The organism is Rhizobium sp. RAF56, from assembly GCF_052113965.1.
Taxonomy (GTDB): domain Bacteria; phylum Pseudomonadota; class Alphaproteobacteria; order Rhizobiales; family Rhizobiaceae; genus Rhizobium.
Map to the genome: position 1 here is coordinate 81905 of NZ_JBFRDU010000014.1, position 15193 is coordinate 97097.

A 15193-nucleotide genomic window follows, 5' to 3' on the forward strand; every position below is an offset into this window, starting at 1 on the left:
GAGCCGCCGTCAACTGTAGAGGCTGATGGCGGGATTCTGTCGTTCAGGACAAACTCCCTCACTTCCTTAGCCTTATAGAAGACCGGGTCATGGAGCGTGTGGGTACGGACATTGCGCCAGAAGCGATCGAACCGATATTTTTCCGCGGTCTGCTCAAACGAATGACGGTCAGCGAGAGGAGCGCCTCCTTTGAGGCGAGAAATCGGATTTGAACGCTTTCGATAAGAATTGCGTCGGTAATGACAGCGCAAGCTTCGATCAGCGGAATCGCCGCGTATGAAAATAAATTTTCGTTCGCGTGCGGCATATTAGTCTATAAATTCTGTAGATTAAATGAAGTCCGCGATAGCGTAGGCCAATCACTCGAAGGGGATCCGCCATGAGCGCCAATGTTTCCGAGAAAACTATCTTTTCAAGACGCAATTTCCTGAAAGCCGCAGGGGCCGCCGGTGCTGCCGCTTCCGTGGGAGCGATCACCGGACGCGGCGGCTATGCCATTGCCGGCAATCTCGACAAGATCAAGCTCGAATGGACCGAGGTCGCCGCTTGCCACTCGCCGGTGGGCTTCGGATTGTCCAAGGGCATATATGCCAAGAACGGACTGGACGTCGAACTCTTCTACCAGGGCGCCAGCGGTCAGACACTCATCCAGTCGCTCGCCACTCACAAAGCCGAGGCCGGTCCCGGCCTGCTTTACGACTGGCTGAAGCCGATCGAACAGGGCTTCGACGTCAAGCTCTTCCACGGCTCGCACGGCGGCTGCCAGCGTCTGCTGGTCAAGAAGGACTCCGGCATCAGGTCGCTCGCCGACCTCAAGGGCAAGACGATCGGCACTTTCGATGTCGCCTCCCCCTCGCGCGTCGCGTTCTCGGTTGCGCTCGCCAAGGCCGGCCTTGATCCCGAGCATGACGTCACCTGGAAAGTCTTCCCCTTCGATCTCGTCGCAGAAGGCGTTGCTCGCGGCGAGGCCGATGCGGTCGCCCACATGGATCCCTGGGCCTATTCCTATGAGAAGCAACACGATTTTCTGAAGATCTACGACACCCAGACCGGCATCTTCCAGGATCGCGTCTGCTGCGTGCTCGGCGTCAACGGCGACTACTACGAGAGCAACAAGGACACGATCCGCCGCGTCGCCACAGCCAACCTCGAGATCCATCAATATACGGCCGAGCATCCGGACGAGGTCGCCAAGTGGTACTTCGATACGCTGAAGCCCGGCCTGCCGCTCGAGGACCTGACCGAAGTTCTGGCCGGCCTCACCTATCACAAGAACTGGTTCGGCAAGGACCTGCTGAACGAGGTGGAGATCGGCTACGAGAACCTGAAGCTCACGGGCGTCATCGAGGCGGGCACCGACCCGCAAGAGATCGCCCACCGCGTCACGCTCGACATCTTCGCGTGAGGCCTGATTGATGGCCGATATCGCGCAAGACGCCACATCCCTGATCGGAGAGCGGTCGTCCCTCAAAGACTACCTTTGGAAGGACGGCCTTTTCGCCGCCGCGACCTGGTTTCTCGCCGCAGCAATCAGCCGGTTCCTGCCGGATGTCGTCGTCTGGGGCGATACGCAAGCCTTCGCGCTGCTGACCGCGATCGGCGGGACGATCTTTCTCGTCCTCGCCGTGGTGGTGCCTCGCCTGCCGGAGAGCACCCGCACGCTGGTCCACTACGGTCCGTGGTTCATTGCCATCGGCATCTGGTTTTCGATCTGGGAGCTGACGACCGCGAAACTAGGCTGGCTTCCGAAGCCTTTCTTCTCGCCGCCGCAGGGTCTGCTGCACGTCTACCTGACTGACTGGGAACGCCTGCTGATCTGTGTCGCCTATACCGGCCGGTTGTGGATCCTCGGCTTTGCCTCCGGCGTCGCGACGGGCTTTGCCGCGGGCGTGGCGCTCGGCTGGTCTAAACGCTTCGCCTATTGGGGCATGCCGGTGCTTAAGCTCATCGGACCGGTGCCGGCGAGCGCCTGGATACCCTGCACCTTCTTCATCTTTCCCTCGACCTTCCACGCCAGCATCTTCCTGGTGGCGCTCGCCTCGGGCATTCCGGTGGCGATCCTTACGGCCGCCGGCGTCGGTCAGGTCAATAGATCGTTCTACGACGTCGCCCGCACCCTCGGCGCCAACAACCGCTACCTGATCTTCAAGGTCGCGATCCCGGCATCGCTGCCGAACGTCTTCGTCGGCCTGTTCATGGGCCTCTACTATTCCTTCGCCGTGCTGGTCGTCGCCGAAATGCTCGGCGCCAAATACGGCCTCGGCTGGTACCTGCAATTCAATACCGCCTATTCCGCCTATGCCAACGTCTACGCCGCCCTCGTCGTCATGGCGCTCATCTGCGCCGGACTGGTGAAGCTGCTTTTCATCGTCCGCGAGCGGCTGCTCGGCTGGCAGAAGGGGATCATCTGATGACCGCCGCCCTTGCACGGAAAACGGAAGAGGCCCGCAACCTGCGCCTCGACATCGACAATGTCAGTCACGAGTTCGATCTCGGCAAGACGCGGTTGCCGGTCCTTTCCAACATCTCCATCCATGTCGAGCCCGGCGAGTTCGTTGCGCTGCTCGGCCCATCAGGTTGCGGGAAATCGACATTGCTCAGGCTCGCCGCCGGCCTCGACAGCCCGACACGCGGTACAGTGCTGGAAGACGGCGCTCCGATCGCTCGACCCGACCCGTCCCGCATCCTCGTCTTCCAGGACGCGACGTTGTTTCCCTGGCTCACCGTCTGGAAAAATGTCGCGGCCGGCCTCGACGCACGCGGCATCCTGAGGGACGAGAAGCATCGCGTCGACGACATCCTGAAACTCGTCAAGCTCGACGCCTTCGCCGATGCCTATCCGCACCAGCTTTCGGGCGGCATGGCACAGCGCGTCGCGATCGCTCGCGCGCTCGTCAACGATCCCAAGCTGCTGCTGCTCGATGAGCCCTTCGGCAAGCTCGACTCGCTGACGCGGCTAAAAATGCAGAAGGAACTGCTGCAGCTCTGGCAGCGATCCAGATTTACCTCACTTCTCGTCACCCACGACGTCGAGGAGGCTCTGCTCCTGGCCGACCGCGTGATCGTTTTTGGTGATCGGCCCGCCACAATCATCGCCGACGTCACCGTCCGCAAGCCGCACCCGCGCCGCCGAGACGATGCGGACTTGATTGTTCAGCGCCAGGCCCTTCTCGAAAAACTCGGAGTGTCGCATGACGTCTGATCCCCGCCTTGCCAACGCCTTGGCGATACTCGGCGCCGCCGTCCTTGCGATCGGCCTTGCATGGTGGTGGCTCGTCTTCCGAGAGGTCGTGGCCAACGACTACATCAGCTACCGCCAGGCGGCGACCTGCATCGGCGGCTCCAGCGATCTGTGCACGCTGGCGCAGGCGCTGTGCAAATCAAGCCACTGGCTGGGCATCAAGACCTATTCCTCATCCGTCTTCTGGGCGGGCTTGGCGACGCTCAGCGTCAGCCTCATCCTTCGCTCAGCGCGGCGCTCTGCCTGAGTGACCAACAATTAAAAGGATCAAGATCAATATGACCGCCCCGAAATCCCTTCCCGTCCTTGATCTCAGACGCTTCGCGCCGGACCATGCCGAGCGCGCAGAAGCGCTCGCCGAGTTGCGCGATGTGAGCCGCACGGTCGGCTTTTTCTACCTGGCCGGCCACGGTATCCCGCAGGACGAGATCGATGCGCTGACAGCGCTTGCCCGCCGCTTCTTTTCGTTGCCGGAAAAAGACAAGCTCGAAATCGAGATGCGCAAATCCCCGCATTTCCGCGGCTACAATCGAGCCGGCTTCGAGTATACCCGCGGCACCCAGGACTGGCGCGAGCAGGTTGATTTCGGGCCCGAGCGCGGAAAGCTCGATCTTCTGCCGGACGATGCGCCGTGGAGGCGGCTGATCGGCCCCAACCAGTTTCCGCCGGCCCTGCCGGAGTTGCGCGAGCCTGTCTTGAAATGGATCGCCGACGTGACGGCAGTCGGCATCAAGGTGCTGCAGGCCTTCTCAGAGGCGCTCGGACAAAAGCCCGATGTCTTCGAGCCCATCTACCGCAACGGCCCGAACCAGCTCCTGAAGATCGTGCGATATCCCGGCCGCGACCAGACCGACAGCGACCAGGGCGTTGGCGCCCATAAGGATGGCGGCTTCGTCACCATCCTGCTGCAGGATGTCGTCGGCGGCCTGCAGGTCGATGATGGCGAGGGCGGATGGATCGACGCGCCCCCGGTCCGCGGCACCTTCGTCGTCAATATCGGCGAACTGTTGGAGCTAGCCTCGAACGGCTATCTGAAAGCCAATATCCATCGGGTGGTGACGCCCGCCGCCGGCGGCGACCGCCTCTCCATTCCCTTTTTCCTCGGGGCCAACCTCGCGGCCTCCATTCCCGTCCTTGACCTGCCACCGGACCTCGCCTCAGAGGTGCGCGGCGTAACGCAAGATCCACTTAATCCGCTGTTCCGAGAAGTCGGCCGCAACGTGTTGAAGTCACGGTTGCGCTCTCATCCCGATGTGGCGCACGAACACCACTCCGACCTGCTGGAAGAACAGGCGCGGGAAAAAGCATCCGCCTGAGCCGGGGCATGCCCGATGACATCAGAATTACCCACGGCCGGCGCGTCGGTGTCGCCCATGGAGGTATTTTGTCCGACCGCAACCAAAATAGAAAGGCGAACCGCATGACCATTCACAATCCTGCGCCCGTTCCGGAAACCCCAGTGCTGCCTTCGGGCACTTCCGGTCCCCGCTCGCTGCGGCGCCATCCGGAAACGATCGCGCTGCACGGCGGCAGTTTCCGCTTCGACCCGGTTTCCGGCGCGGTGGCCGTGCCGATCTACCAGACATCGTCGTTCCAGCTTCCCGGCACTGACGGCGCCGACAAGCTTTTTGCGCTGGAGGCGGCCGGCCACCTCTACACGCGCGTCTCCAATCCGACGCAGGATGCCTTCGAGCAGCGCCTGGCAGAACTCGAGGGCGGAGCAGCCGCGCTGGCGCTCGCCTCGGGACAGGCGGCGTCCGCCTTCGCCGTCCTCAACCTTGCGCGCGCCGGCGACAACATCGTAAGCGCGACTGGCATCTATGGCGGCACCTGGGCGCTGTTTGCTGCGACGCTGAAGAGCTTCGGCATCGAAACCCGCTTCGTCGATGCCGCCGATCCGGAAGCGTTCGCCCGGGCGACCGACGATCGGACCCGCGCCTATTATGCCGAGTCCCTTCCCAATCCGAAACTCGAGGTCTTCCCGATCGCCGAGGTCGCCGAGGTCGGCCGACGCTTCGGCATACCGCTGATCGTCGACAACACCGCAGCTCCCCTCATCATCCGGCCACTGGAGCATGGGGCCGCCGTCGTCGTCTATTCGACGACCAAATATATCGGCGGCCACGGCACCTCGATCGGCGGCGCTATCGTCGATGGCGGTAATTTTCCCTGGAAGGATCTCGCCGAGCGCTTCCCAACGCTGCATGAGCCGGATCCGAGCTATCACCAAAAGAACTGGATCGAGAAGGCTGCGGCGATCGACTTCCACCCCTATATTTTGCGGGTTCGGGCCGTGCTGTTACGCGACATCGGCGCTGCCAATCAGCCCGCAGAGCGCCTTCCAGTTCATCCAGGGCCTCGAGACGCTGCCTCTGCGCCTGCGCCAGCACAACGAGAACGCCGTCAAGGTTGCCGAATTTCTCAACAATCACTCGAAGGTCGCGAGGGTCATCTTTCCGAAATTCCAGACGGATGCAGCCGGCGAACGGGCAAGGAAATATCTGCGTCAAGGCTACTATGGCGCCCTCGTCGGCTTCGAGTTGAAAGACGGCCGCGAGGCGGGCCGTCGCTTCATCGACGGACTGCAGCTTCTCTACCACGTCGCCAATATTGGCGACGCACGCTCACTGGCGATCCATCCGTCGACCACGACGCATTCTCAGCTCAGCCCCGAGGAACAGCTCGCCACCGGCGTCACCCCCGGCTATGTCCGCCTGTCCATCGGCATCGAACACCCCGACGACATTATCGCCGACATCGCCGAGGCGCTGGAAGCAGCCTGATACCGCAAGCGAGATAAGCCGGCAGGATGCCTCTCTAAAACAGCGTTCCGCCGGCTGCTCACGACTTGCACAAACAGCAACCTGCCGGGCGGGCTACGCGGCGGTAGTCCGCCCGCTTTTTTTCAGGCAGGGAACGATCGAGGGTGCCAACGGGGCGGCGTTTGATCTCCTCGAGCATCCGACCCGGCCAAGGTTTCATGGCGACGATCCGGTCGGCGAGCACGGCCGCCGCGCCGATGGCCAAGGCTCACGATGAAATCACCTTGCGCCCCGCGCTTGGCGCCCGCGGTGCCTTACCTCGTGTGATCGGCTGACCGAAGCCGGCGCACCCTTCGCGATAAACAGACCTCAGCCGGCCCGCTTGTCCAATTCTTCATCATCGACGATCGCAGCCGCGCCAGGCACCGCAACGAACTGTTCGAGCGTCATGGAATCGAGAATGGACGCGATCGCGTCTCGGACGTCGGTCATTGCTCGACGGACCTGACAGGTCTGCGGATCCGCGCAGTCATCGCAGGCTTCATAAGCTGTTCGGCTGGCGCAGCGGATCGGGGCCAAAGGTCCATCAAGGACACGGATGGCATGGCCGATACGAATCTCCGAAGCCGGACGTGCAAGCGAATAGCCGCCGCCTGGACCCTTTTTGGAACGCAACGTGCCGGCATTGCGGAGTTCGAGCAGGATCGTATCCAGAAACTTCTTTGGAATATTGTTGCGAAGCGCAATCTCGCTGACGAAAGCCGTCTCGCCGGGCTCCAGCCGCGCCAACTCTACAAGCGCTTTCAGGCCGTATTTTCCTTTTTTCGTCAGCATCTCAGTCCGCTTTCCACATTGTTTCCGCCAGTCGCCATAGGCGTTCTTCCTACACGCCAGCTGTTTTTGGCAGGCGAGAAACATATAAAAACGATATAATTAATTTATAAGAATGCTTTCAATGAAAACGACCTGCGTCATCCCAAATCTATTCACTTTTCCGCAACCGGCGTAACCGATCGGCATCATCCAGACGACGTTCTGAAGTAAACCAATGGCGGCAGGCTACCGCCGTCACCCGCAGTCGAAGGCAGCCGTCGGCCGCGTTCTCGATGGCGCTGTGCTCTCCTGCTCCCCCATCATAGGAAAATCTTTCAAATAATAGAATATAAAAACTATGTAATTACTGTGCTGCTCCTTTCTTGACGGATAGGGTGTGGGCATTGATGAGCCTTCGTTGGAGATTCCATGCCCCGCCAAATTCGCTTTAATGCCTTCGACATGAATTGCGTTGGACATCAGTCCCCGGGACTGTGGAAGCATCCAAGGGATAAGTCTTGGAAATACAAGGACCTGGACTATTGGCAGGATCTTGCGAGGACACTGGAACGCGGCATTTTCGACGGGATCTTCATCGCCGACGTCATCGGATATTACGACGTCTATAAAGGCTCAAATTATCACGCTATCGAACAGGCGGCGCAGATTCCGGTCAACGATCCGCTTCAGCTGGCGGCGCCGATCGCGCTTGCGACCGAGCATTTGGGGATCGGTATTACGGCATCGACGTCGTTCGAGCATCCCTACACGTTCGCTCGTCGCCTATCGACCGCGGACCACCACACGAAGGGCCGTGTCGGTTGGAACATCGTGACCTCCTATCTTGAAAGCGGAGCGAAGAACGTCGGTCAGGCTGGCCTCCAGCGTCATGACAACCGATATGAGATCGCAGCCGAATATGTCGACGTACTCTACAAATTGTTCGAAGGAAGTTGGGAGGAAGGCGCGGTGCAGCGCGACCCCACGCGCGGCATTTTCACCGACCCGAGCAAGGTCCACGAGATCGGCCACAGAGGCAAGTATTTCGACGTACCGGGCTATCACCTCAGCGAACCCTCCCCCCAGCGCACGCCCGTACTCTATCAGGCGGGCGCGTCCGGACCGGGCAAGGCCTTTGCTGCTGCACACGCGGAATGCGTATTCGTCGGCGCCCCGACGAAGTCGCTGCTGAAGGCCTATGTTTCCGAAATCCGTCAAAAGGCCGCCGCCGCTGGCCGCGATCCGCGGAAAGTTTTGATCTACAACCTGACGACGCTCATCATCGACGAGACGGATGAGAAGGCGCAAAAACGGTTCGACGACTATCAGAACTATACGTCCTATGACGGTTCGCTTGTCTTCATGTCCGGCTGGAGCGGTATCGACTTTGGCCAGTACGCACCCACCGATGCGCTGAAGAAGGTGGAAACCAACGCCATCGTTTCGATGGTCGAGCATTTTGCCGGCAAGGATAAAGCCTGGACGGTCGAAGAGCTCGCCAAGTGGGGCGGCATTGGAGGCGTTGGCCCTGTCTTCGTCGGATCGCCCAGTACTATCGCTGATATCCTTCAGGAGTGGGTCGAGGAAACGGATGTCGACGGCTTCAACCTGGCCTATGCGGTAACCCCTGAAAGCTTCGAGCAGGCCGTTGACCTGCTGGTGCCGGAACTTCAAAAGCGAGGGGTCTACCCGACAGCCTACAAGCCGGGGACGCTGCGCGAAAAGCTCTTCGGCGAGGGTCCCTACCTTCCGAAAAACCACCCGGCGGATGCTTTTCGCGACATCGAGGCGGTCAAGCGAAGCGCCGCCGCACGCCAACTCAAGACGGCAATCGCGTAATGTCGGCGCTTCTCGAACTTCACGACGTCTCGCTATCGTTCAAGGGTGTCCGGGCCATCGATGCTCTCAGCTTCTCGGTCGCCAAAGGCGAGATCTGCGCATTGATCGGTCCGAATGGCGCCGGAAAAAGCTCGCTCCTGAATGTGATAAACGGCGTCTATCGCGCCGATTCCGGTGACGTTGTATTTGACGGTCGACGCTTCGAGGCGATCCATCCACAGAAGGCTTCACGCCTGGGCGTCGGCAGGACTTTCCAGCACAACGCATTGTTCCGCCGGCTTTCGCTTCGTGAAAACGTCCTGGCGGGCTTGTCCCGGCACGGAAAGGCGAGCTTTGCGGAGAACATCCTTCGTTTCGGCCGGGACAGCGCGGAGCGCCGTGAGTTCCACGCGCGCGCCGAACGCGTCATCGCCTTTCTCGGCCTGGAACGGCACGCGGACAAGATCGTCGCGACCCTTCCCTATGGCGTGCAAAAGCGCGTCGATCTCGCCCGTGCCTTGGTCGCGGATCCGAAATTGCTTCTGCTCGACGAGCCGATGGCCGGCATGAATCAGGATGAAAAGCTGGAGATGAGCCGGGTGATCGCGGAGGTCAATCGCACCTTCGCAACCACCGTGGTCCTGATCGAGCACGATGTCGGCATTGTGCTTAGCCTGGCGCACCATGTCGTCGTGCTCGACTACGGGCGCAAGGTCGCCGACGGCACGCCCGAGGACGTGCGCAACAACCCCGATGTCATCGCCGCCTATCTCGGCACGGTTCACTGAGGAGATGCCAATGTCCTTCTTCCTTGAAACGCTGGTCGGCGGATTGTTCGCCGGGGTGATGTATTCGCTCGTCGCTATCGGTTTTGTGCTGATCTACAAGGCCTCGGGCGTTTTCAATTTTGCACAGGGCGCCATGCTGCTGTTCTCGGCGCTTGCGTTTGTAACGCTCGTCGAGCGCGGCATTCCGTTCGCGCTCGCATTTATCCTCACGGCCGCGCTGATGGTGGTCATGGCCATCGCGATCGAGTGGCTCGTGCTGCGTCCACTGCGAAATCGCGACGCGCTGACGTTGTTCATGGCAACACTGGGCCTGAGCTTCATCATCGAGGGGCTGGCCCAGCTCACCATGGGTGCCGACGTTCACATGCTGGATATCGGCATTCCCGATGTCGCCATGGAAGTCGGCGGTATTTTTGTCAGCCAGTTCGATGTCGTCGCATCCGTCGTCGCCCTATCGCTCGTCGTGGTCCTCGCCATCGTCTTCAACAAGACGCGCATGGGCATTTCGCTTCGCGCCGTAGCCGACGACACGCTGGCGGCCCAGTCGATCGGCATCCGCCTGCCTGTGATCTGGAGAGTGGTCTGGAGCGTCGCGGGCGTTGTTGCTTTGGTCGCGGGCCTTGTATGGGGCTCCCGCCAAGGTGTGCAGTATTCGTTGTCGCTCGTAACTCTGAAGGCGCTTCCGGTTCTGATTATCGGCGGCTTTTCCTCCATTCCTGGGGCGATCGTCGGCGGCCTCCTGGTGGGCGCGACGGAAGCCCTGGCCGACATTTATGTCGGGCCATTGGTCAACGGCAGCGTCTCGACCTGGTTCGCCTACATCCTCGCCCTCGTCTTCCTCCTCATCCGCCCCGCCGGCCTTTTCGGCGACCGTGAAATCGAAAGGGTGTGACCATGACCGCGTTCCAGGAACCGGCCTATTCGACCGTCGTTCGCTCGCCGCTCAATGCGTCAACTCTATGGGTCGTCCTTGGGCTGTTTGCAGTATTCGGTGCGGTGCCCGCGGTCGCGGACGACTATTGGCTGAGCTCAATCATCATCCCCACCATCGTTATGGGGCTGGCCGGCATCGGGCTCAACCTTCTGCAGGGCTATACCGGCCTGGTGTCGCTCGGCTCGGCGGCTTTCATGTCGATCGGCGCCTTCACGACCTACAATCTGTTGCTCCGCCTGCCCTTCCTGCCGCTGCCGGTCGTGCTAGTGGTCGCGGGACTGGTTGCGGCCGCTGCGGGCGTCGTTTTTGGCCTGCCTTCCCTCAGAATCAAGGGATTTTATCTCGGGGCCTCGACCTTGGGCGCGCAATTCTTCTTCGAGTGGCTGTTCACGAATTTCGGCTGGTTTTCCAATGACAGCCAGTCGCTGACGATCTCAGCGCCGCGGCTCGACGTTTTCGGTTTGGACCTGCAATCGGCCGTTGGGCGCTACTATCTCGTCGCGGCAACGACAGTGATCCTGATCGCTCTCGCATTCGCCGTTGTGAAAAGCAGGGTCGGCCGGGAGTTCATGGCGATCCGCGACATGGATACGGCCGCATCCGTCATCGGCATCCGGGTGAGCCAGCGAAAGCTGCTGTCCTTCGCCATCAGCTCGTTCTTCCTGGGCATCACAGGCGCGCTCTGGGCCTTTGCCTATCTCGGAACCTCCGACGCGCATGCCTTCAATCTCGACAAATCGTTCCAGGTGCTTTTCATCGTTCTTATCGGCGGCGTGGCCACGATCTTCGGCAACTTCCTTGGCGCGGCCTTCATCATTCTGATGCCTATTTTGCTCGATCGGCTGTCGCTCGTGGTGGACCTTTCGCTGCTCGCCGATCAGGGCGCGCTGGCCAACCTACAGCGCATCATCTTTGGCGTGATCATAATCCTACTGCTGATCAAGGAGCCCGACGGATTGTCGAGCCTTGCCCGCAAAGCCATTGGACGCCTTCGACCTAGCGGCGAGAAGGCGGCCGGATAATTTCAAAAGGCGGAGCTTCCGGCGCCGAAGTTTCCCGCCTCTCCCAAGCGCTTGGCGCCAATCCTTAATCCACTTTCGAGGGGTAATACCATGTCTCTTATAGCCAAGGCGCTCGCTCTCGCGGCCGCTGCCACCGTCGCCGCCAGCGTGATGACAAGCCCGTCCTTCGCAGAGGACGGCAGCGGCCAGCAGCTCTATCCACTGTTCACTTATCGAACCGGACCATATGCGCCCTCCTTCATTCCATTCGGAGCGGGCAACATCGACTATCTAAGGTACGTCAACGAGGTCGAAGGCGGCGTCGACGGGGTCAAGATCCTGATCCAGGAATGCGAGACCGCCTACACTATCGAGCGCGGCATCGAGTGCTACGAGCGATACAAGAACGGCTACAACGGCGCTTTGACGGCGGCCATCTATCCGCACTCGAGCGGCCTGGACGTTGCCCTGACCGATAAGGCCCGTATCGACAAGATCTCGATTGTCAGCCCCGGCGGCGGCCAGAACATCGCCACCGACGGCCGCGTGTTTCCCTACCAGTATCCCCTAATCTTCGACTACTGGAGCGAGGCACAGATCATCGTCGATTATATTGCCAAGCAGGCGGGCGGCTACGACAAGCTGAAGGGCCTCAAGATCGCGACCCTCTATCATGACTCCGGTTACGGCCGTGACACGATCGAACCCCTCGGCATTCTCTCCAAGAAGTACGGCTTCGAGGACATCCAGCTTCCGGTTCCCCATCCGGGTGAACAGCAGCAGGCGCAGTGGCAGCAAATCCGCCGTTCCGGCGCCGACTGGGTCTTCTTGCGCGGCTGGGGCGTCATGACGCCCGTCGCCATCAAGACGGCTGCCCGAGTCGGCTTCCCGGTCGACCACATCATCGGCGATATCTGGAGCGGTTCGGAAGATGATGCTCGACCGGCCGGTGCCGCGGCGAAGGGCTACCTCGCGGTGTCCGTCTTTCCGCCGGGCACCGACTACGGCATCATCAAGAAGCTCAAGGAAAACATTCTCGATAAGGGCAAATCCGACCTCAAGGACAACAGCAAATTCGGCACGGTGTACTACAACTACGGCGTGATCGAAGCGATCACCTTCGTCGAGGCCCTGCGTACTGGTCACAAGAAGTTTGGCAACCGGCCACTGACGGCGGCTGAAGGCCAATGGGCGCTGGAAAACCTCAATATCGACGACAAACGCCTCGCCGACCTCGGCGCGGAGGGGCTGATCAGTCCGCTCAAGACGACGCTCGACAATCACAAGGGCGAAACCGTCGCCGGCAAGATTATCCAATGGAACGGACAGTCGTGGGATGCCAAGACCGACTGGATCAAGGCCGACCCGACACTCTTCGCGGAAGTGATTAAGGCAAAGGCAGCTGCCTATGCCAAGGAAAAAGGCATCCAGCCGCGCGAAGCACAAAACTAAACCGAACGAGGACAGGCGGAACCATGACCGTTCAGACAACCAGCTTCCTCGAGATTCGCAACATTGAGGCGCTTTATGGTCAGGCGATCCTGGCTGTCCGCGACGTTTCGCTAAAGGTCGATGAGGGCAAGATCGTTGCCCTCCTCGGAGCCAACGGCGCCGGGAAAACCACGACGCTCAAGGCGATCTCGAACCTTCTGGGTCCCGAGCGCGGCAAGATCAGCCGCGGCAGCATCCACTTGCAGGGCGAATCCGTCAGTGGGCTCTCGGCGTCACGGCTCGTCGCTAAAGGTGTGGTGCAGGTGCTCGAAGGCCGCCATTGCTTCCCACATCTGACGGTCGAGGAAAACATCCTCGCCGGTGGTTTCGTGCGCAAGCCTTCACGTGCGGATCTGCTCAGCAGTCTTGAGCAGGTCTACGGCTGGTTCCCTCGCCTCAGGGAAAAGCGGAACACCAAGGCTGGCCTCACCTCCGGTGGCGAACAGCAGATGGTCGCTATCGGCAGGGCGCTGATGACAAAACCCCGCCTTGTTCTGCTGGACGAGCCTTCCATGGGATTGGCCCCAATCATCGTGCAGGAGATCTTCGAGATCATCCGCACTTTGAATACCCGGTCTGGCGTCAGTTTCCTGCTTGCCGAGCAGAATGCAAATCTGGCGCTCAAGTATGCCGACTACGGCTACATCCTCGAAAACGGTCGGGTCGCGCTGTCCGGAACGGCCGAAGAGTTGCGAGCCCGCGAGGATGTTCACGACTTCTATCTTGGCGGCGTACGCGCCGCCCGGGTGAACTAGTGGTTCATTCGGTACCGACGAAAAACAAGGATAAAATTGATGACGCAGATCGATCTTGCCTGGGGCGCCGGCCCCACTGCACGCTACGAGGACCTGGTGGCACGCTTCCGCCCCCTTTTTAAAGAAATCGCCAAGGGAGCTATCCATCGGGAGCTTACGCGGGGGCTGCCGCAGGATGAAATCAATCAGCTGAAAAAGGCCGGTCTCGGCGCACTTCGAGTGCCGGAGGCGGAGGGCGGGCTTGGCGCAACCCTGCCCGAACTGGCCAATATCCTTATCGAGTTGTCGCAAGCGGATTCGAACATTACGCAGGCTCTTCGCGGCCACTTCGGGTTTGTCGAGGACGTCATAAACAAGCAACCCGGCGATGCGGCCCGTAAGCGGTGGACCGAGCGGATCGCGCATGGAGATATCGCCGGCAACGCCTGGACAGAGATAGGCAATGCCAAGCAGGAGGCGTTTTCGACGCGCGTATCCAAGCAGGATGGGAGACTGGTCGTCAACGGCACCAAATACTACACGACCGGCTCCCTTTTCGCGGACTGGATCGATGTCGGCGCGACAGGTCTGGACGGCAGCGGTGTAGTTCTGCAGGTCAGACGAGACGCCGCGGGCGTCGCGGTCGTCGATGATTGGGACGGCTTCGGCCAGACGCAGACCGCCAGTGGCACCACGACCTTTGTGAATGTCGCCGTCGACGAGGATGATATCATCGTCGACGAGAAAAAATTCCGCTACGGGGCGGCCTTCTACCAGCTTGTCCATCTGGCCACGCTTGCTGGTATCGGGCGGTCAATCGCGAACGAAACCGCTCAAGCGGTTGCGGCGCGTACGCGAACCTATTCGAACGGTGCGGGCGCACGATCCAGCGAGGATCCCCAAGTGTTGCAGGTGGTCGGCCGGTTGAGAGGGAACGCGTACGCGGCAAGCGCGATCGTACTGCAGGTGGCCGCGGCGATCGAGCGCGCATATCAGGCACATTTCGCAGGAGACGAAGATGTCGAAGAACGCGCCAATGCGATCACTGAACTAGAAACCTCGCAGGCCGTGACCGTCATTACCAATCTGGTGCTCGAGGCCTCAACCCTCATCTTCGATGCGCTTGGCGCGTCGTCCACCAAGAAGCCGAATGGCCTCGACCGCCACTGGCGCAATGCCCGCACGCTCTCCTCCCACAATCCGCGCATCTACAAGGATCGGATCGTGGGCGACTACGCGGTCAACGGCACTCTCCCGCCCTACCAATGGCGCATCGGCGAGGCGCCCGCGGTTACCCCGGATTCCAATGCAAAGCCCAAGCCAGCTGAAGCCGCATAGCCCGCGGCGCTCGCCCTCGCGTGCGTGAGCTGCCACCCGCGAGGGCATTGTCACAACCACCTGAAATGCGGCAACGGCAGGCAGTCGGGACGGCAAAGTTTGCTTTACCTCAGCCAATCCCATCATTGGGATAAAATTTCCCAATCGCTTTGACGATTGAGTACGAGCCCTGCCCTTGGAGCGCCGGAGAATATAGGAATTCCCTCTGTCATAGCGGAGCCGTTCTGAAGCTCGGCGCGCCGCGCGGACACTTGCAAGCTCGGGCAAACACAA

Annotated in this window: 13 protein-coding genes and 2 pseudogenes; 13 read left to right on the plus strand and 2 right to left on the minus strand. The window is 60.7% G+C overall.

Annotated features, from left to right (window positions below; translation table 11 throughout):
• Positions 1 to 9: 9 nt before the first annotated feature.
• Positions 10 to 149: pseudogene (locus AB4048_RS13940) on the minus strand (acyl-CoA dehydrogenase family protein); the annotation flags it as partial.
• 230 nt (positions 150 to 379) lie between these two features.
• On the opposite strand from AB4048_RS13940, the gene AB4048_RS13945 reads away from it, so the two are divergent.
• The 6 genes and pseudogenes from AB4048_RS13945 (at position 380) to AB4048_RS13970 (ending at position 6024) form a co-directional block, all read left to right on the plus strand.
• Positions 380 to 1405: an ABC transporter substrate-binding protein gene (locus AB4048_RS13945; protein ID WP_442202562.1), complete on the plus strand. Its 1026-nt coding sequence runs from the start codon at positions 380 to 382 to the stop codon at positions 1403 to 1405.
• A 10-nt stretch (positions 1406 to 1415) separates the two neighbouring features.
• Complete coding sequence (locus AB4048_RS13950; protein ID WP_442202563.1) at positions 1416 to 2411, plus strand: ABC transporter permease; 996 nt, start codon at positions 1416 to 1418, stop codon at positions 2409 to 2411.
• Positions 2411 to 3202: an ABC transporter ATP-binding protein gene (locus tag AB4048_RS13955; RefSeq protein ID WP_442202564.1), complete on the plus strand. Its 792-nt coding sequence runs from the start codon at positions 2411 to 2413 to the stop codon at positions 3200 to 3202. Before AB4048_RS13950 ends, AB4048_RS13955 begins: the two co-directional genes overlap by 1 nt.
• A complete protein-coding gene (locus tag AB4048_RS13960) occupies positions 3192 to 3488 on the plus strand; it encodes a hypothetical protein (RefSeq protein ID WP_442202565.1) in 297 nt (98 codons plus the stop codon). Before AB4048_RS13955 ends, AB4048_RS13960 begins: the two co-directional genes overlap by 11 nt.
• Before the next feature lie 31 nt (positions 3489 to 3519).
• Complete coding sequence (locus tag AB4048_RS13965; RefSeq protein WP_442202566.1) at positions 3520 to 4557, plus strand: isopenicillin N synthase family dioxygenase; 1038 nt, start codon at positions 3520 to 3522, stop codon at positions 4555 to 4557.
• A 104-nt stretch (positions 4558 to 4661) separates the two neighbouring features.
• Positions 4662 to 6024 (plus strand): annotated as a pseudogene (locus AB4048_RS13970) (O-acetylhomoserine aminocarboxypropyltransferase/cysteine synthase family protein).
• A 348-nt stretch (positions 6025 to 6372) separates the two neighbouring features.
• Here the strand turns inward: AB4048_RS13970 and AB4048_RS13975 are convergent.
• Entirely contained in the window at positions 6373 to 6837 is a 465-nt protein-coding gene (locus AB4048_RS13975; RefSeq protein WP_442202567.1) for an RrF2 family transcriptional regulator, read from the minus strand.
• A gap of 408 nt (positions 6838 to 7245) precedes the next feature.
• Here AB4048_RS13975 and AB4048_RS13980 point away from each other — a divergent pair, with 408 nt between their 5' ends.
• From AB4048_RS13980 to AB4048_RS14010, 7 genes are all read left to right on the plus strand, one after another.
• Entirely contained in the window at positions 7246 to 8655 is a 1410-nt protein-coding gene (locus AB4048_RS13980; protein ID WP_442202568.1) for an LLM class flavin-dependent oxidoreductase, read from the plus strand.
• Complete coding sequence (locus AB4048_RS13985; protein ID WP_442202569.1) at positions 8655 to 9422, plus strand: ABC transporter ATP-binding protein; 768 nt, start codon at positions 8655 to 8657, stop codon at positions 9420 to 9422. The genes AB4048_RS13980 and AB4048_RS13985 overlap by 1 nt, the downstream gene beginning before the upstream one ends.
• Positions 9423 to 9432: 10 nt before the next feature.
• Positions 9433 to 10314 (plus strand): branched-chain amino acid ABC transporter permease, encoded by an 882-nt coding sequence (locus AB4048_RS13990; RefSeq protein ID WP_442202570.1) that lies wholly within the window; start codon positions 9433 to 9435, stop codon positions 10312 to 10314.
• Positions 10315 to 10316: 2 nt separating this feature from the next.
• The gene (locus AB4048_RS13995) at positions 10317 to 11378 is read left to right on the plus strand and encodes a branched-chain amino acid ABC transporter permease (protein WP_442202571.1); all 1062 of its coding nucleotides are present in this window, start codon (positions 10317 to 10319) and stop codon (positions 11376 to 11378) included.
• A gap of 90 nt (positions 11379 to 11468) precedes the next feature.
• Positions 11469 to 12809: an ABC transporter substrate-binding protein gene (locus AB4048_RS14000; protein WP_442202572.1), complete on the plus strand. Its 1341-nt coding sequence runs from the start codon at positions 11469 to 11471 to the stop codon at positions 12807 to 12809.
• A gap of 23 nt (positions 12810 to 12832) precedes the next feature.
• Positions 12833 to 13603, plus strand: a complete 771-nt coding sequence (locus AB4048_RS14005; protein ID WP_442202573.1) for an ABC transporter ATP-binding protein — start codon at positions 12833 to 12835, stop codon at positions 13601 to 13603.
• A 39-nt stretch (positions 13604 to 13642) separates the two neighbouring features.
• Positions 13643 to 14920, plus strand: coding sequence for an acyl-CoA dehydrogenase family protein (locus AB4048_RS14010; RefSeq protein WP_442202574.1), 1278 nt, complete (start codon positions 13643 to 13645; stop codon positions 14918 to 14920).
• The last annotated feature ends 273 nt before the right edge of the window (positions 14921 to 15193 follow it).